The 18,301-nt window shown below is 66.9% G+C and carries 9 protein-coding genes; 7 read left to right on the forward strand and 2 right to left on the reverse strand.

Annotation, left to right across the window (positions count from 1 at the left end):
* Positions 1-45 precede the first annotated feature (45 nt).
* Positions 46-1,188 carry a metallophosphoesterase gene (locus EGJ34_RS01145; RefSeq protein ID WP_125358240.1) on the forward strand — a complete coding sequence of 381 codons (1,143 nt, stop codon included), beginning with the start codon at positions 46-48 and terminating at the stop codon, positions 1,186-1,188.
* On the opposite strand, the gene EGJ34_RS01150 is transcribed toward EGJ34_RS01145, so the two are convergent.
* On the reverse strand, positions 1,151-7,774 hold the full coding sequence (locus EGJ34_RS01150; protein ID WP_125358242.1) for a hypothetical protein: 6,624 nt from the start codon (positions 7,772-7,774) through the stop codon (positions 1,151-1,153). The two genes, EGJ34_RS01145 and EGJ34_RS01150, sit on opposite strands and share 38 nt — an antisense overlap.
* A gap of 179 nt (positions 7,775-7,953) precedes the next feature.
* On the opposite strand from EGJ34_RS01150, the gene EGJ34_RS01155 reads away from it, so the two are divergent.
* The 6 genes from EGJ34_RS01155 to EGJ34_RS01180 all read left to right on the forward strand — a co-directional run bounded on the left by EGJ34_RS01155 (position 7,954) and on the right by EGJ34_RS01180 (position 15,981).
* A complete protein-coding gene (locus tag EGJ34_RS01155; protein ID WP_185750030.1) occupies positions 7,954-8,478 on the forward strand; it encodes a sigma-70 family RNA polymerase sigma factor in 525 nt (174 codons plus the stop codon).
* A 2-nt stretch (positions 8,479-8,480) separates the two neighbouring features.
* Positions 8,481-9,518 carry a FecR domain-containing protein gene (locus EGJ34_RS01160; RefSeq protein ID WP_125358244.1) on the forward strand — a complete coding sequence of 346 codons (1,038 nt, stop codon included), beginning with the start codon at positions 8,481-8,483 and terminating at the stop codon, positions 9,516-9,518.
* Between the two features lie 113 nt (positions 9,519-9,631).
* Complete coding sequence (locus EGJ34_RS01165; protein WP_125358246.1) at positions 9,632-12,700, forward strand: TonB-dependent receptor; 3,069 nt, start codon at positions 9,632-9,634, stop codon at positions 12,698-12,700.
* A 79-nt stretch (positions 12,701-12,779) separates the two neighbouring features.
* A complete protein-coding gene (locus tag EGJ34_RS01170; protein ID WP_125358248.1) occupies positions 12,780-14,153 on the forward strand; it encodes a hypothetical protein in 1,374 nt (457 codons plus the stop codon).
* Between the two features lie 92 nt (positions 14,154-14,245).
* Complete coding sequence (locus tag EGJ34_RS01175; RefSeq protein ID WP_125358250.1) at positions 14,246-14,680, forward strand: pyridoxamine 5'-phosphate oxidase family protein; 435 nt, start codon at positions 14,246-14,248, stop codon at positions 14,678-14,680.
* 23 nt (positions 14,681-14,703) lie between these two features.
* The gene (locus EGJ34_RS01180) at positions 14,704-15,981 is read left to right on the forward strand and encodes an MFS transporter (RefSeq protein WP_125358279.1); all 1,278 of its coding nucleotides are present in this window, start codon (positions 14,704-14,706) and stop codon (positions 15,979-15,981) included.
* Positions 15,982-16,046: 65 nt separating this feature from the next.
* Here the strand turns inward: EGJ34_RS01180 and EGJ34_RS01185 are convergent, their stop codons facing one another.
* A complete protein-coding gene (locus EGJ34_RS01185) occupies positions 16,047-18,209 on the reverse strand; it encodes a TonB-dependent siderophore receptor (protein ID WP_125358252.1) in 2,163 nt (720 codons plus the stop codon).
* Positions 18,210-18,301: the final 92 nt, after the last annotated feature.

Raw genomic sequence — 18,301 nt, forward strand, 5'->3', positions numbered from 1 at the left:
CTGGCCCATTCATCGGCCATCCTCCCCCCGGATCTGGAACTGCCTGTGCTGAGTGTTGTCGGTTTGCTGCTTGCGTTGTACCTGGTGTGGCGCGTCGTCTGGCCCCTTAAACTTTCTTTATCGCTGCGTGGTCCGCTCGGCCTGCTGATCATCGCCTTGGCGCTGCATCACCGGATCGTGGCCCGCTTTGCCGGCACCATGGCCTCGCCCGAACTGCCGAAAATGGTCATCGCGCTGCTGGCGACCGGCTTCACCGCGGTGCTGCTGCTGGCGGTGTTCGTGATCGTGCTGGACGTACTGCTGCTGGCAAGCCGGATGCTGCGGGTCCGGCGCGTGGCCGATGCGCTGCGCACGCCCTGGTTGAGACCCTCGGCAGCAATGGTGGCACTGCTGCTGTCCGCGTATGGCATCAGCCAGGGCATGGCGGTGCCCAAGGTGCGCCATGTCGAGGTCGCGATCGACAATCTGCCCGCGGCCTTCGATGGCTACCGTGTGCTGCAGCTGACCGACATCCACGCCAGCCGCCTGCTCACCGGCGACTGGGTGGCCAAGGTCGTGGCCGAAAGCAATGCGCAGCAACCGGACCTGGTGGTGATCACTGGTGACCTGGTGGATGGCAGCGTCGCCGCACGCGCCAATGACGTGCGCCCGCTGGGCGAGCTCAAGGCCCGCGATGGGGTCATCGCCATCACCGGCAACCACGAGTACTACGGCCAGTATGCGCAGTGGATGCCGGCCTTCCGCGCGCTGGGCATGCTGGTGCTGGAGAACAGCCATACCCTGATCCATCGCGACGGCGCGGTGCTGGCCATCGCCGGCGTCACCGATCCCGTCGCGGCACGATATGGGCTGCCGATGCCCGACCTTCAGAAGGCGAAGGCCGGGATCGCGCCCGAGGTGCCGGTCATCCTGCTCGACCACCGGCCGACCCTGGCGCGTGCCAATGCGGACGCGGGGGTCGCGCTGCAGCTTTCCGGACATACCCACGGCGGACATATCGTGGGCATGGACCAGCTGGTCAAGCGCGCCAATGGAGGCTTTGTGTCCGGGCGCTACGCAGTCGGCGGCATGACCCTGTATGTGAGCAACGGCGCAGGATTGTGGCCGGGCTTTGCCGCGCGCATCGGCGTGCCGTCGGAGATCACGGTGTTTACCTTGCGTCGGCAGGTCGTCCCGAGCGGGGAGTAAGCGGAGCCTTCGCAGCGACGTCCTGCGTGGCTGCAGCGGCGTTGATGTCCAGCGCCGGCCCGGCTTGCCGTTCGACCACCTCGAAGTACGCTTCCGGGAACCGCGCACGCAGGCTGCCCACGGAAATGTGGCAGGACGCACAGATGCGCCGTGAGGAGAACAGCCGCACCGAGGTCACCTGGGTCGGGTCGAGCGCACCCTCGGTGATCTGGCGCTCGATGCGGTAGTACAGGTTGCGTTCGGCATCCAGACGGCGTGCGTTGCGCTCGTTGAAAAGATGGCCATCCAGGTCCTCGGCGTGCAGGGAATGATGCGGTGCCACGGTGTTCACTTCACCCTGTGTGATCGACGCCGCGCTGGGTTGGGCGTCAATGTAGCGTGCGTGAGGCGTGCGCACATTCCTGCCGTCCACCTCCCATCCCGCAGGTGCGCTGCGTTGCTCCAGATTCGACAGGGGCAGCAGGCCCTTGCCCCTGCGCTGACCGGAGGTGGCATGGAACACCAGCGGCACTGGTTCGCCCTGGAGGGTGAGCTCGGCCATCGCAAGCGTCTTCGCCGGCCCGCGTCGCGGTGTCAGAAAACGGGCTTCCAGAGTGTCGTCCAACGTGGTGAATACGTCCCGCGCTACGGTTCCCGGCGGGTTGAGCAGATCGCGCAGCGCGTCACTGATCCAGACATCGTCCGGTCGAGGGGGGCGCCAGTGTGCGGGTCCAATCTGCTGACGCAGCGCCTGCACATAGCGGCAATTGGATTGCGCGCATGACATCACCGCCTGCGCAGGAAGGTTGTGGAACGTGTAGGGGCTGCCGGCGCGCACCTCCTGCAGCAACCGGTCAAGGTCACCCAGCTGCTCCAGTTGCCGTTGCAGCTGGCTGCCAAACCGGTCCACCAGCGCCGCGCCGCTGAGCTGGCACTGCTGGCTGTAGTGAAAGGCTCCCCACCAGGCGGTTTTGACCGCGTCGTTCTCGGCGGCAGAGAAGCCCTGCTGCTCCAGCGGCCAGAATTCCAGGGCCTGTCCGGGGAGGGGGGCGGCACCGGCAGGCAGAGGCGCGACATAGAAGCGTCCGGGGGACACCCGGGTGATCAGGGCACGGCTGCCGTCGTCCGCGCGGCCGATCACCGCACCCTGCTCGACGCGTAGCAGGTGGTCGGGATAAGGGTTGTGCAGTTCCACGCGGACCAGTTGCGATTCGCCACCTACGAGCCGCGCGCGGATGCGTTGTCGGGGTTGCGGCACGGTGCCGCCGCTGTCACGCGTAAAGCGATAGCCCGCGTGGCTGGCTGTCTGTTGCCAGAATTCGCCGTCGACGATGAAGCGGCGCCCGGTCTCGCTGAGGGGTTCGTCAGAAGCCACCTGCATGCCGGCAAACCAGCCTACTTCACCCGGCGTGTCGAACGCCGGTGCGGGTACATAGCCAAACAGGGTGATGGTCTCGCTGGTGCATCCCCCGATGTCCACCTGCCTGCGAACCCGTGCGCACCCCGCTTCCACGATGTCGTGCCCACCTGTTTCCTCCAGCAGGCGGCGATCCAGCGCGAAACCTGCGGTCCGCTCTTCGCCGTGCCGCAGCGTCGATGCCAGTCGAGATTCCAGCGCGGGCACGTGGTCCAGCAACCACTGCGTCCCTTCACGGCCAAGGCGCACCACGCCCTGGCCGAGGTCGTGCAGCAGTCTCACCCCGCTCTGGGCGGCAATGTCCTCACCCAGGCGCAGCATCACGCGCGCGGCATCGCCAAGCAGGAGGCGCGCGCTGACCCTGCCGGCCTTCGCCACCAGTTCGGTGGTGCCGCGGAGCAGGCGGCCGAGGCCGGCCTCCGGCAGCATCATCGAGAGCGCATCGATCGTGCAGTCCACGCGAGCGCCGGCGGCGTCACCGTCGAGCAGATCCCGCCCGCAGCCGTAGAAGGGAATCGCGAAGCGGGCCAGTGCATCGGCCACTGATGCTTCCACCTGCTGCAGCCGCTCACCACCGGTCAGCCGACCCAGCTCCGCATCGCGCGTGCGGATGAAGAAGTCGCCGTACATCATCCCGGCCATGGCGTCCAACAATGCAACCGGATCTCCGCTGCCGTTGGCCGGGACGGACTGCTTCGGGCCGCTGTGGCACCGCGCGACCTCCAGCACCTGGTGATCCTCGGGCCCGAATCGGGCGGGTACCGTGCCGCTCACGAAGCTGCGGTGCGGATACAGCACTCCCGATTGCCATTGCCCGTCCACGCGCAGGTCGCCGCTGCGAAGCCGCGCAGCGTAGCCGGCACTGGGAATCACGGCCAGATGGATCGCCGAGGGCGCTCCCTGTCCGGTGGCTGGAGGCACGCACCGCAACACGATGCCGTGCGGCGCTCCCGGGACCAGCAACGGCGTGACCGTGGCACCCCGCAGCATCTGCCAATCCGTCGCCGGCAGCCCGTCCAGTGATCGTGCAAGCAGGACCGCCAGCGCACCTGTCATCTGCTGCTGGTACAGCGCGAAGGCCTGGTCGAACAGCTGCGCGATCGAGGGGTGGCCGGTCAGTTCCACGGTTCCGTCCACCAGCTGTTCCAGCAGCGTGTCCGGGTTGAACGCGTCCTCCACCGCATGCACTGCAGCATCGAGCAGCGCCGACATTCCGCCAACGCCGGTCGCGCCCGGCGGCCTGCGCGTCACGCCCGCTGCGTCGAGGACGTCGACTGGAACGTGCTCGATCGTGCGATTCCAGTAAGGATCAGGAACGCCCGCGTCGCGCAGCTGCTGCGCGGCTAGCATCCGGCGCTGCGGAGCCGGGCGCAGCAGCTGGTCTGCGGCCAGTGCAAGCGCGGCGTGTCGCTCGCGCACGAACGCCAGTGCGTGCCGCGTTTCGTTGGCGCTGGCGCGGGCAGGGCCGCCGTGCTGGGTGATTCGACGGTGGGCGGCGGCATACAGCAGCGCGGGTCGCACCAGTGCATGCAGCCAGGCCGCGCTGTGGTCCTCGCGGGTGGCCGCGGCTGACGGCGACAACCGCCCGGGCAGTTGCACCAGACGGGAGTAATCGAGCGCATCCACCGCGCCGGGGACGGCCGCTTCGCACAGACTCACCGCCTGCAGCAGCGCCACGCTGCGCAGAGAGCGGCCGTAATCCAGCCCGTCCGGCAGCTCGGCCACGCACCATTCCGGCCGACCCGCCTGCCGTACCAGCAACCACCACAACACCCCGCGTGCCATCCGCGATGGCAGTGCTGGCAGCTGCTGCTGCAGGATTTCACGGGTGTCCAGCATGGAGGCGTGGTCACCTTCCAACGCGGCCGAGATGCTCGCGACCACCGCGTGGCCGACGCCATGGTCCAACAGCCACCGTGCTACGGTCTGCTGCGCGGTGAGGGCAGTCATCGTGGAAGGACGAGCTGCCACCGTGTCCAGCAGTTGACCTGCGGCATCCTGGAATCCGGCTGTGACCACCAGCAGTTCCCAGGCCTGCCAAGGCGGCATTCCCGGTTCGAGCTGCTCCAGCCACGGCATACCGCAGTCGCGGAACACCTCCTGCAGGGTCAGCGCCGGAGCCGAAAAGTTGGCGGGCAAGGGCGGCAGTGGAAAGCGCAGCACGAAAGCCGGGATCTCCCTGGCGGGCGCTGCATCGGCCAGCAGCACCGCGGCGTGGGTGAGGCACGCCAGCGCGGAAAGCAACGGATAGTGCGTGTGCAGCATCACCGCCAGCGTGATCACCGGCGCGGGCGATCGAGAGGCGCGTGCGCACACAGATGCCAAGGTGTCCGGTGAGGTATCGGGCAGGTAGTGCGCTACCGCGCGCTGCAGAAGACGCAGCGAGAGCGGCGGTGGCAGCCCACGGTCGCGGAACAGGAAGCGCAGGCCAACGCCAGGCTGGCCCAGCACATCGGCCATCCGGCGTCGACCTGTGTGGCTTTCCAGCCATGCCTGCAGACGCTGGGGAGCCTGCTGACGTAGCGCCCAGCGATGCGGTGCATGGTCAGGAATGGCCAACGCGTCTTCCAGCAGGCCCTGCAGACCCGGCCCATCGTCACGCTCGAACAGGGCCGCCGCACCCGCAGGAGAAAGCCGCTCGATCCATTCGCCCCGCAGCACATCGGTCGCCGCCTTGCGTGTCAACTGCCGCTGCCACTGCAGCAGTGTTGGCGTGCGGTCGCTCACGCCAAGTGGCGCTGCGGCGAGGCGGAGAAAAAACAGATGGACCATCGCACTGTCGAGGCGGTCTGATGGTACGCCGACAAGCTGCGCAAGCAGCCGGCGGGTGGCAGCTCGCGCATACAGCCGCTCAACGGTGGCTTCCAGATCCTCGGCATCGGGAAAACCGCTGTGATCCAGCAGGTGCGACAGCACCGCCGGCAGTGCGGCACGCGGGGTGGGCAGTACGGCATGCACCGCATCTGCCACAGCGGTCGCGTCCATTGCATGCAGACGCTGGTGCCGATGTACCAGCGCCAGGAACCCACGCACGTTGCGACGTGCACGGGCGTGCCGCGGCAGGTGAGCACACCGGCCCTCCAGAGACTGGACCGCGCGGTGCAGCGGCAGAATCAGGCCGCGCAGCCGGCTGCGCAGGTGCAGGCTGGCGTCGCTGGCATCGATCAGAGGCAGCTGTTGGGCGAACGCCTGCAGTTGCCGCGCCACCCGATGCCACGTGACCAGCAGACAGCTTGGCGCATCCAGCAGAGCCTGCGTCTGGGCGTAATGCGCGCAGTGCTGCTGCCAGTGTGCGGCACTCAGCTGTGGCAGCAGGTGCAGGGTGTACCCGGGCTGGCGCGCTTCCAGTAGAGGATGGGCGATGCCGAGCACCACATCCGCCAATGCAAGGGTGGGGAGATCCGCCGTCGCCAGGGGCTGCGCAAACCGGCCACTGTGTTTGTGTTGCAGTCTGCCGTACGGCCATGCCAGTGCGGGCTCAGGGCGGAACTCCGCGTCCCAGGCGTCGTCAATGGCCTGCGCACAGGTCAGCGGGGATGCGCTGGTGGTGTTGTTGGCGGGCGGTGCAAGCCAGTGCGCTGCGTCGCCTGTGTCAACGCTCGCGCGAACCTCGGGGTGGGAAACCTGCGCGCGGAAGCCCGCTTCCACGCTGACCATCCACTGCGCGGCTTGGCGCATGGCGGGATCGTCCAGCGGCCGCGGCTGGATGCGTGCGAACAGGCGGCTCAGTCCCAACGCCAGCAGATAGATCCGGGTCGTGCGGCTCGCGTGCGCGAGCAGCTGGTGCACCAGCAAGGGCACCTCCGCTTGCTGCAGCGTGTTGGCGAGCAGTGCATCGCCGCGCTCGAACAGCGCGTCCACGGCGGTGTCAGGATGCACGCGTTCGGCGATGGTGACGCCGGCTCTGTGAAGCAGGGACTGCACTCCCGCGTTGAAGTCGGCGGCGGTGCTGCCGGATACCCCCAGCCAATGTGCGCTCACTTCAGCGGTGAAACGTGCAGCCACGGTGGTCCGTGCTTCTTCCGGACGCAGCCCGCCGCTGCGGTGGGCCACGAAGGGGGGCCCTGCCGGGACTGCCGCTGCGCCGTAGACGGTCCCCATCGCGGACCACCGGCGAGGAGCGCCTGCTGCGGTGAGTGCGCCCGCCTGTGTGCCGGCGGTGGGCGGCCACGTTGCAACGTCCGTTTCCTCGGGAACGTCCAGCGACGGTGGCAGGCGTTCGGTGGTGGACCCGCCGGCAAGCCCTGCACGGGGCTCTGGTCGAGCGGCACCCTGCCGGAGCATCGCGGGCGGCTGGAATGGCTGCAGGAGCAGCAGTCCGCACAGCGCAGCCGCGCGCATCGGGGCCGGACTCTCAAGGGCGCACATGGCGTCAGGCCGGTCGCAGCGGGCCCGGGCGGCGATTTCCAGCAGGCAGCAGACCAGCGGGTTTGTCCTCTGCGTCCGCGGCGAGGGCGTGCGCAGATGGGTGCGCACCAGCACGGCCTCCATTCCACTGCTTCCGCCGCCGTGTTCGCGAAGCACATCAATGGCGAGCAGCGGTTCCCACACGCCGGGCTCGTCACGATTCAAACGCTGGGCACGGCCCAGGCAGCGGGCCAGCAGAGGCCGGCTCAGGCGGGCTCCAAACCAGTCCTGCCACTGCTGCCGCAAGCGGCCGAGGGCCTCGTCACGGTGCAACGTGAGTGGCTCGCCTCGCGCCTCACACAGCGCAGGCCAGCACGTCTGCTGCGACGCGGGCAGGCCACTCCACTGTTGCTGCCAGCGGCGTGGCGGCAACGACCAGGGTCGCAGCAGCGCAAGGTACAGGCCACGCAGCAGCGGACCGGGATGGGTCTGCAGATGGACCCGCAGTCGCGCTCGTTCGCTCAGGTAGGCCGGTTCCCACACCTCGCGCGGGTCTGTCAGCGCCTGCCGCACCAGCCCGATCCATGCAGCGGACACCGGCTGGGTCTGCTGGAGCTGCTCCAGCAGCGCGTCCACCAGATGCCGGGCCAGGTCGGTGCCGCCGAAGCCTGCGGTGATCAACGCCAGTATCACGGACTGGTCGACGCGGGTGCTGGACAGCAGGTGTTCCAGCTGCTTCCAGCGGGTGGCGGGCACACCGTGCAGCGGCAGGCGCAAGCTGCGGGTTTGCGGAGCGTGGCCGTTGCCGAGCCGCTGTAGTGGGATCGGCGTGGACGCCGACATCGGCTGGTCGTGGCGCGCGGAGGATCGGGCGACGACGGACGAGTGAGCGGCGGATCCTGGCGGCAGCATGCTGGCAGACACTGCCGGTCAGCGACGATTGCGTCCAGAGCCGTAACCGTCACCGTGCCGTCATCTGCGTGTCCTACCGTGCTGCACACTTCAGGGGTGAGGCGACACAGGTGGCCGAACAGGCAAGACGGCGCCTGGCACGCATGTTCGAGGATCACGCGCCGGTGCTGCGCGGCTTCTTCGTGCGTCGTGGTGCGCGCCAGGACGCGGAAGACCTGGTCCAGGAAACCTACCTGAGGCTGCTGCGCGCGCATGAAGGCGCGGGTGAGCCCATCGCCAATCCGGAGGCGTATCTGTTCACGGTCGCGCAGAACCTTGCGCGCGAACAGGCGGCGCGGCGGCGCTGGTCGACACTGCCCATCGATGAGATCGAACAGCTGGGCCCGGGCCTGGCGAGCGGGGAATGCGTGGAAGACGCCGCCGAACGCGAACAGCGCCGCCAGCGCCTGCAGACGCTGCTGGCCACCCTGCCCGAGCACACCCGGGCGGTGCTGGTCATGCAGTACCGCGACGGGCTCAGCTACAAGCAGATTGCAGAACGCCTGGGCGTTTCGCCGCACATGGTCAAGAAGCACGTGGTGCGCGGACTGTCTGTCTGCCGCCGGGCCATGGCAGAGCCGGTGGAGGTCTCCTGACCATGCCTGTCGAACATCCATCGGCCATCACCCAGGCTGCGGCGAACTGGCACGCCCTGCAGCGCCAGGGAGCGGTCAGTGCGGCGCAGCAGCGCGCCTTCATGCAGTGGCTGGTGGCGTCGCCGGACCACCTGCGCGAATACATGGCGATCAGTGAAACAGCCGGCGCACTGGGCGACGCACTGCGCGACATGCCGATCGATCTGGACGCGTTGTTGGCGGCCCCCGCAGCGGCACCGAACAGCCACAACGTGGTACGGCTTTCGCCGCGTCGCCGTCCCGGGGCAACGCCTCCTGCAGCGCGGCGTCGCTGGCTGCCGCGGGTGGCGATGGCCGCGTGTGTGCTGCTGGCCGTAGGCGGCGGCGCGCGCCTTGCCTGGCCACAGACCAGTCACTTCGTGGCCGCACATGGTGAGCCGCGTAGAATCACCCTGTCCGATGGCACCGTGCTGCACATGGACGCGGAGACCGAGGTGTCGGTGCGAATGACGCTGTTGGCGCGCCGGATCGAACTTGAGCGCGGGCAGGCCAGTTTCGTGGTGGCACCGGACCGCCGTCCGTTCGCGGTGCATGCGGCCGGATTGCAGGTGGTCGACATCGGAACCACCTTCGATGTGTCGCTGCTGCGCGAGCAGGCCCGCATCGGGGTCAGCGAAGGGCGCGTGCAGGTGCGTGGCGATGGCGGGAGGGGGCGAATGCTGGCCGACCTTGGGGCCGGCCAGGCGGCACAGGTGGATTACCGCGACCAGCGCGTACAGGTCAACGCGGAGGATGCTGCCAGCATGACGGCCTGGTGGCAGGGGCGGGCGGTGTTCCGTGATGAGCCGCTCCGCGACGTGGCCGACCGCTTCAACCGTCGCAACGCACTGCGCCTGCATGTCAGCGACGAAGCCGGGGCGCTGCGCCTGACCGGCAATCTGCGTGTGGACGATCTGGCGTCAATGCGCGCGTTTCTGGACCAGCAGCCTGCATTGATCACCCAGCAGCAGGCCGACGGCATCCACGTACGTATGCGCGCGCAGAGCTCTCTGGCGTTGTAAGAAAAAATTCATTGAGAAAGTGGTGCCCGATCCACGCGCTGTGCACTCGTAGTTGGGGAAAGCAGGAACAAACCCGTTCCGCGACCACCGCCATTCCCTCACTGGATCCCACGATGCGCCGCACACTGTTCCTTTCCATCGCACTTGCCCTGCAGGTCACCGCCACCGCCACCGCTGCGGAACCGACCCGCGTGGCCAACGAGGCAATTGCCTCGCAGCCACTGGACGCCGCTCTCAACGCGCTGTCGCGCCAGACCGGCCTGCAGTTCGTCTACAACGCCCAGAGTGCAGGCAATCCGCGCACGCCGGGCGTGCCGGCGGGCCTCAGCGCAGACGCCGCACTGAGCCGCCTGCTGGCCGGTACCGGACTGCGCTACCGCTACCTCAATGCGACCACGGTCACTATTGAAGCGCAGAACACCGCTTCGCCGGCTCCGGGCGCAGGCGTGACCGCACCGTCGGGCGTTGCCGTCGCCGGTGACGCGCCGTTGCACGCCGATGTGGCGGCACCTGCTGCCGGTGCCGGGGCACAGGACCTTGAAACCATCCAGGTCACCGGCAGCTACAGCCGCAGCCTGGAGCAGGCGGTGGACATCAAGCGCGCCACGGTCGGCTTTTCCGACTCGATTGTCGCCACCGACGTGGCCGACTTTCCCGAGCAGAACCTGGCCGAAGCACTGCAGCGTGTTCCGGGCGTCACCATTGAACGCAGCAAGGGCCTGGGTACCAAGGTGAACGTGCGTGGTCTGCCGTCGGAATACACCCATGTATCGATCAACGACCTGGCCACCGCGTCGGGCAGTGGTGGACGCGATGTCGAGTTCGACATGTTCGCTTCTGAAATCATCCAGCAGGTGACCGTGCAGAAATCGCCCACGGCTGCCGACGAGGAAGGCGGCATTGCCGGCTCGGTGAAAATCTCCACCGCACGCCCGTTCGATTACAACGAACGCAGGCTGGTGTTCTCTGCCGAAGGCGCGCACAACAGCATCTCCGAGGAAGTGGATCCGCGCTTCGCCTTCCTCGCCGCCGATACCTGGGGCGACTGGGGCGCACTGGTGTCGTATTCGCAGTCCAAGCGCACCAACCGCACCGACTCCACCTCGGGCATCAACTTCCGCCCCTCCTCGCGCTTTCTGACCGCGTCGGGCACGCGTGGCACGCAGGCCCAGTCCGTGCTGCTGCGCGACGCTGGCGTCAACATCACCAACCGCAACGATTCGGACCAGACCAACCGCGTCGTGTTCCAGGACAAGGTCGGCGACCGTGTGTACCTGAACGAGCAGGACAAGTGGGGGGCGACAGGTTCGCTGCAGTACAAGCCGAGCAACAACTTCAGCCTGACTTTTGATGCCATGGTCGGTGGCTACGACAGCACCGAGGACGAGTACGACGCGGCCGCTTACTCGGCGTCCAGCCGCAGCACCTTCGACACCATTCACGAGTACGACGCCGACACGCTGTCCCAGTACGGCATGGTGGTGCTGCGCGATGTGTCCTACACCGCCACCCAGCACGAAATGCTGAGCAAGGAGCGCATCAACAAGACCGACTACGGCCAGTACAGCATGGCCCTGGACTGGAAGGGGGACAGCTGGTACATCGATGCACTGGTGGGCTATTCGGGTGCGGAGAAGACCTCGGACTACTCCAATCTCAAGCACGTGGCCTATGCGCCGTCGCGTACGCGCTGGACCGGTGACAGTGGCGAGACCATCCCCAGCAGCGCGCCCGGCAGCATCGACATGTACAACGCCTCGGACAAGTACCTGTTCGAAGCCTACGAAACCACCCTGGAGAAGGTGAAGGACGACAAGTACGCGGCCCAGGTCAACGTGACCCGGCTGCTGGACCTGGCGTTCCTTCCGGCCCTGCACACGGTGAAATTCGGTGCGCGCTACACCGACCGTTCCAAGGAACGCCAGTACGGCGAAGCCAAGATCACCGGGCCGACCGCCGGCAGTGCGGCCTGGGTGAACACCCGCACCCTGGCCGACAGCCCGCTGCAGTCGATCGGCGACATCGTTCCCGGCGGCGACTATTCGCACAAGGGCCTGGACTGGCAGCAGGTGTCCAATGCGTACGCGCGCGGTGCGTTCCGCTACGACGGCTTCTACACCCCGTTCGACCCGGGCCAGTTCTACCAGGTCGATGAAAAGGTGATGAGCTTCTATGCCATGACCGACTTCGCATTCGACATCGGCAATGTGCCCTTCACCATCAATGCCGGCGCGCGTTACGTGGACACCAAGGTGGATTCGTTCGGCTACCACCCGGTCCAGCGCCCGGACGGCAGCACCGGCTACACCGACACACCGGTCTCCAAGGACGGCAGCTACGACGACCTGCTGCCCAGCTTCAACATGACCGCCGAACTGTCGCCGGGCCTGCTGCTGCGTGCGGCGGCGTCGAAGGTGATGATGCGTCCGGCGCTGACCGACGTGGCCTACAAGCGCACTGCCAGCTGGAGCTCGTACCGCTTCACCGACGGCAACCCGGAACTCAAGCCGACCTATGCCAAGCAGTGGGAAGTGGGCGTGGAGAAGTATCTGGATAACGGCGCGCTGTTTGCAGCCAGCTACTTCCGCAAGAACATCGACGGTGTGGTGATCAATTCGTTGACTGGCATGGTCGAGGACGTGGCGGTGTACAACGCCAATGGCAGCCTCAACGGCATCTACGACTTTGACGTGTACCAGCCGGTGAACGCCAAGGGCTCCTACGAGGTGGACGGCATCGAGCTGGTCGCGCAGATGCCGCTGGGCATGTTCACCCCGTGGCTGGAAGGCTTCGGCATCAACGCCAACTACACCATGCTGGACAGCTCGCTGGCAGGGGAATCGGATCTGGGCATCCAGACGCCGATGCCGGGCCTGTCGGAGAAGACCTGGAACTTCACTGCCTACTATGAGAACGAGCGCTTCGATGCCCGCGTCTCCTACAACCACAAGGATGAGTACGTCGAATCGATCGGCTACAACCTGTACCCGATCTACCGTGATGCCTACGGCCAGATGGACGTGTCGATCGGCTACCGCATCACCGACAACATCAAGATCAGCCTGAAGGGCATCAACCTCACCAACGAGATCACCAGCGGCTACACCATGGATCCGTCGTTCCCGACCATGTACGAAGCCTCGGGACGTCGCATCAGCCTGGGCCTGCGCGCCGACTTCTGATCCACCGTTCCAGTGCAGGTGGCGCGCGGATCGGAGAGGGTTCGCGCGTCGCCTGCACGCTTTCTGTGAGGTACCCGCAATGAAGCAACTGCTTGCACTGGCGCTGCTGGCCGCATCCGCATCCGCACCCGCGTCACCTGCCGACACGACGACTGGAGACGGCCGCCATTGGTTGGCCGGTGACCACCACGTACACAGTGAATGGAGCGTGGAGTGGGATCGCAGTACCACGCCACCGACACCGATCCGCGGCGGGGATTCTTCCTACAGCCGCAGCCGCAACGCCGCCCAGGCCAAGGCGTTCGGCCTTCGCTGGATGGTGCACACCGACCACGGTGGTCCGGGACATTCGGTGGTGACCCGCGATCATGCCTATCCTGCACTGCTGCAGGCCCGGACCGAGGTGCCCGACGTCATCCAGTTCAACGGCATGGAATTTGATGTGCCCGCAGGCGAACACGCGTCGCTGATCATCGCGCCGGGCCCGGATGAACGTGACCAGCTGGTCACCGCCGAGCGCGACTACAGCCGCAGCGAGCCGCTGCAGGGCAGCCGCGACACCCAGCAGGAGATGCTGGCCACGCTGGACTATCTGAAGGGCCTGCAGCCACAGCCGTTGATGCTGATCAATCACCCCTCCCGCACCGCCACGGGGGTGGGCGTATGGGGCAAGGTCACGCCGGAAGAGCTGCGCAGCTGGCATGCCGCCGCGCCGCGGGTGCTGGTGGGCATGGAAGGCGCTCCTGGCCACCAGGGTATCCGCAGTGAACGCGGGTTGTATCGCAATGCCGATGCGCCGACCTTCGGTGGCTTCGACCAGATGACCGCCCAGGTCGGCGGCATCTGGGACCAGATGCTGGCTGACGGTCTGCGGTTCTGGATCACCGCCAGCTCCGACTCGCATGTCAACGTGCGCGACGGCGGCCGCGACTATGACCCGGGCGAGTACAGCAAAACCTACGCCTGGGCCCGGCCCGAGGCGGATGACATTCTCGACAGCCTGCGCAACGGGCGCACTTTTGCGGTGACCGGTGATCTGGTTGACCGGGTGGAGTTATCGGTGGGCGAGGGGACGCGGACGGCCACGCTGGGTGAGACGCTGCCGGTATCCGCCGATGGCACGCTGCAGATCCAACTGCGCGTGCGCCAGCCGAAGGTGCCCAATGCCAATGGCGATCGTCCCGCACTCGAGCTGATCGAGTTGATCGTTGGCGGCAGGGACGCCAACGGTACGTTGAAGATGGAGTCGCGCCACTTTGCTGCCAGTGAGTGGCAGCGTGAGGGCGACTGGATCAGTGTGCGCTGGACGCTGCCGGTACCCGCCAGGGGCGGCTTCGTGCGTGCCCGTGGCAACAGCACCGGCGAGCGCGTGGCGCTGGCCGATGTGCCGGGCGAAGACCCGTGGCAGGATCTGTGGTTCCACTCCAACCCGGTGTTCGTGCAGGTGCGGTGAAACGTGTGAAAGGCAGCGCGTGTGCCGTGCACAGCACGGTCACGCGTCTGCACCGAGTCTGGGCGCGTTGATCTTCCCTTGGTGGAGTACCCATGACCACGCTGACCCTGCCTGACCTGGCGAAGAAGATGGCCCACATCGACTTCTGCCTGCTGCATACCCACGCCCAGGACCGCGAGATCGCCGCCCGCCCGATGAGCAACAATGGCGACGTCGAGTACGATGGCGACAGCTGGTTCTTCGCGCTGGAAAGTGCCGACATGGTAGGCGAGATCATGCGCGAGCCGAAGGTCGCACTGTCCTTCACCGGCAGCAAGTCCCTGCTCGGCAAGCCGCCGCTGTTCGTTGCGGTGCAGGGCCGAGGCATGGTGATCCGCAGCAAGACGCTGATGGAGGAGCACTGGGTGAGTGACCTCAAGCGCTGGTTCGAGCAGGGCGTGGACACGCCGGGCCTGGTGCTGATCAGGGTCAGCGCGGTGCGCATCCATTACTGGGACGGCGAGGACGAGGGCGAGATCCTGCGTTGAGTGCGTCGCCCCACACACGCTCGATGGTGATTGCCGGGTTGTCGACGGTGGTGGAGTGGTACGACTTCGCCCTGTATCTGTACCTGGCGACGGTGTTGTCACGCGTATTCTTCGGCGGTGGTGAGGAAGCGCTGCTGGCCACCCTGGCCGGATTCGCGGTGTCTTACCTGATGCGCCCGCTGGGTGCACTGTGCTTCGGCAGCCTCGGTGACCGTATCGGCCGACGCTGGATGCTGCTGGCATCCATGATTCTGATGACGGCGGCCATGCTGGCCACCGCGCTGCTGCCGACCTTCGCCAGCATCGGTGCCAGTGCCGGTGTGCTGTTGCTGCTGTTGCGCTGCCTGATGGCATTCTCGGTCGGCGGCGAGTACACCGGCGTGGTGGCGTATCTGCTGGAAAGCGCGCCGGCACGACGCCGCGGATTGGTCACCTCGCTGGCTTCGGCAGCCAGTGAGATCGGCGCGCTGCTGGCCGTTGGTGTTTCAGCGTTGACCGTGGCCCTGCTGAGCGACGCGCAACTGGCCGCCTGGGGCTGGCGCATTCCCTTCTTCGTCGGGGCGGCGCTGGCGGGCGTGATCCTGGTGGCGCGCTCGACCTTGCACGAGTCGCCGGAGTTCGTCCGGCAACGTGAGGTGGGTACAGTGCCCAGCACGCCGATCCGCGATACCTGGCGGCACCATCGCGGCGCGGTGGTGCGTACCTTTGCGGTATCGGCGCTGGGATCGATCACCTACTACGTCGGCATCACCTACGTGCCGGCGTTCCTGGGCTCGATGAGCGAGGTCAGCGAGGCCGCGGCCCTGTGGCTGTCCACCGTCGCGGCGGTCGCGGTGATCGTGGTGACGCCGCTGTTTGGTGCGTTCTCGGACCGGGTCGGGCGGCGGCCGCTGCTGATCGCGCTGGCCGTGCTGTCGGCCTTGCTGCCGCTGGGCATGTTCGCGCTGATGGGCGAGGGTGGGGTGCTGCAGGTCGCCATCGGGTCGGTGGTGCTCGCGGCGCTGGCAGGGGGTGTCAGCGCAGTAGCGGCACCGGCAACCGCGGAGCAGTTTCCCGGCGAAGGGCGGCTGAGCGGGCTGGCGCTTGGCGTAACCGTCGCGACGGCGTTCTTTGGCGGGGCCACGCCCCTGCTCGCCGAACTGCTGGTCCGGCATACCGGTTGGGCGGCGGCCCCCGGCGCGATGATCGCGCTGGTGGCCGTACTGGTGCTGCCGGCATTGTGGACCCTGCGCGAAACCCGACCGACGGGGCCCGCCAGTAGCGGGCCCTTTTCAGGTTCATGCGATGGCTGCAATCCGTAGAGCCGGGCTTGCCCGGCTGCCGTTCGCACGGATCCAACCGCAGCCGGGCCATGCCCGGCAACCGGTCAGAACGCCCAGCGCAGGCTGGCCGACACAAACCGCGGCTCGCCGTAGTTGTTGTAGTCCAGGTTCGCCCAGTAGGTCTTGTCCAGCGCATTGCGCACGTTCAGCGAAGCGGTCCAGCTGTCGCTGATCCGATAGTTGGCGTGCAGGTTGACCAGCATGTACGACGGCTGGGTCACGGTGCGGGTGCCACCCAGCGGGTACTGGATGTTGTAACCCTCGACCTTGCTCTGCCACTGCAGGCCACCGCCGACGGTCAGGCGCTCCAGCACGCCCGGCAGGCGCACGCTGGTGTTCAACTGCAGCAGGTCTTCCGGCGGGTTCGCATACAGCAGGTCGGTGGCGGCGCGGGTCACCTTGACGTGGGTGAAGCCGGCATTGACCGTCCAGCCCGGCAGGATCTCGCCGTTGACGTCCACTTCCCAGCCACGCGACTTGGTGCCGTTGACGCCGATGTAGGCCGAGCTGCCGTCGCTGAGCGAGCCGTCCGGCAGGCTCATGTCACGCACCGCGTAGTTGTCCTGCTTGGCCTCGAAGATCGCCGCATTGGCGGTCAGCCTGCCGTCGAACCACTGCGACTTGATGCCGGCTTCCAGGTTGGAGCCTTCCACCGGGGCCAGCAGGTTCTCGTTGCGGTCCTTGTAGTTCTGCGGATTGAAGATTTCGGTGTAGCTGGCGTAGACCGAGAAGTCCGGCACGATGTCATACACCAGGCCGACGTATGGGGTGACTTCGTCGGTGACCTTGTAGGCACCGCTGGTACCGGTATAGGCACCGGCCGCGTTGTAGCTGCGGCTCAGGGTTTCCCAGCGGCTCAGACGCGCACCGGCGATCAGCGACAGCGGATCGGCCAGGCGCAGGCGGGTCGAGGCGTAGATGCCGCTCTGCTTGGTATGCGCGATGCGGCGCGCTCCGGTGCGGCTGGCGGTCAGCTCCGGAATGTCGCCGTTCCAGTCGCGGATGTTGGGAATGTCATAGCGCCAGTTGGCCACCGAGGTCAGCGTCCAGGTGGTGGCTTCCAGGTTGTTGTAGCTGCCGCCGATCACGACGTCGTGCTCGCGTCCGAACGCCGGGAATTTGCCCGACAGGTAGAGGTCCGCGCCCTTGCGGGTGTCTTCGGCGTCGCCGGCACCGGCCAGCAGGTACATGCCCGAACCGGTCACCGGGTCCGGGTAGCCGCTGCCGTAGACGCGCACGTTCTGCACGTTGCCGCGGGTGTAGGCGGTGTTGAGCTTGAGCAGCCAGTTCTCGCCGAAGCGCTGCTCCAGGTTGCTGAAGACGGTGCTGGTTTCGCGCTGCCAGTAGCTCCACTTCGGGGCCAGGTTGGTCTCACGCGGCAGGTGGGCGAAGGTCCCGTCGCTGTTGAAGAACGGCACCGTGCCCCAGGTCGAGCCGACCGGGTTGTTGTCCTGGCGCTGGTAGCCGAGGGAGACGGTGGTGGAGTCGGTGATGTCACCTTCCAGCACGGCCATGCCGGCCATCTTGTCTTCCTTGTAGCGGTCGTAATACAGGTCACGGTCGGTGTAGGCGGCAACCACGCGGCTGCGGAAGCGGCCATCACTGGTCAGCGGCGCGTTGACGTCCGCTTCAAGGCGGCGGAAATCCCAGCTGCCGGCGCTGACCGCGATCGAGGCATCGAAGTCCTTGCCCGGGCGCTTGCGCAGCAGGTTGACCGTAGCCGAGGGAATGCCGGCACCGCTGAGCAGGCCGTTGGCACCGCGGATGACTTCAACGCGGTCGTAGAAGGCGGTGTCGTATTCCTGGTTGGTGGAGCCGCTGTAGGTGGGCAGGCCATCGACCTGGAAGTCGGTGATGGTGAAGCCACGCGCGTAGTACAGCGGGCGCTGGGTGTCATAGAACGACACGCTGACGCCGGTGACGTTGCGCATGACGTCGTTGATCGAGAACAGCGCTTCGTCCTGCAGGCGGTCAATGCCGATCACGCTGGTGGACTGCGGGGTCTCCTGCAGGGTGATCGGCAGGCGGGTGGTGCTGGACGGGGCGGCCTGGGTGCCGACCACGTTGACCTGGTCGAGGGTCTTGGCATCGGCGGCGGCGGTGTCGGCCAGGGCGACAGCCGGAGCGGTGCTGGCAAGGGCGAAAAGCAGGGCAACGCCCAGCGGGGCGCGACGGAGAGAACGGGGCAAAGCAGCGCGTAAGGACATGCGAAGGTCTCGAGAAGCCCAAGGGGAGGGCACAACGGGACGCAAATGTAAATCGTTCGCATTCTAATTACAAGAATTTAACAATGTGGCAT

Origin of the sequence: Stenotrophomonas sp. 278, from assembly GCF_003935715.1 — a bacterium.
Lineage (GTDB): Bacteria > Pseudomonadota > Gammaproteobacteria > Xanthomonadales > Xanthomonadaceae > Stenotrophomonas > Stenotrophomonas maltophilia_AH.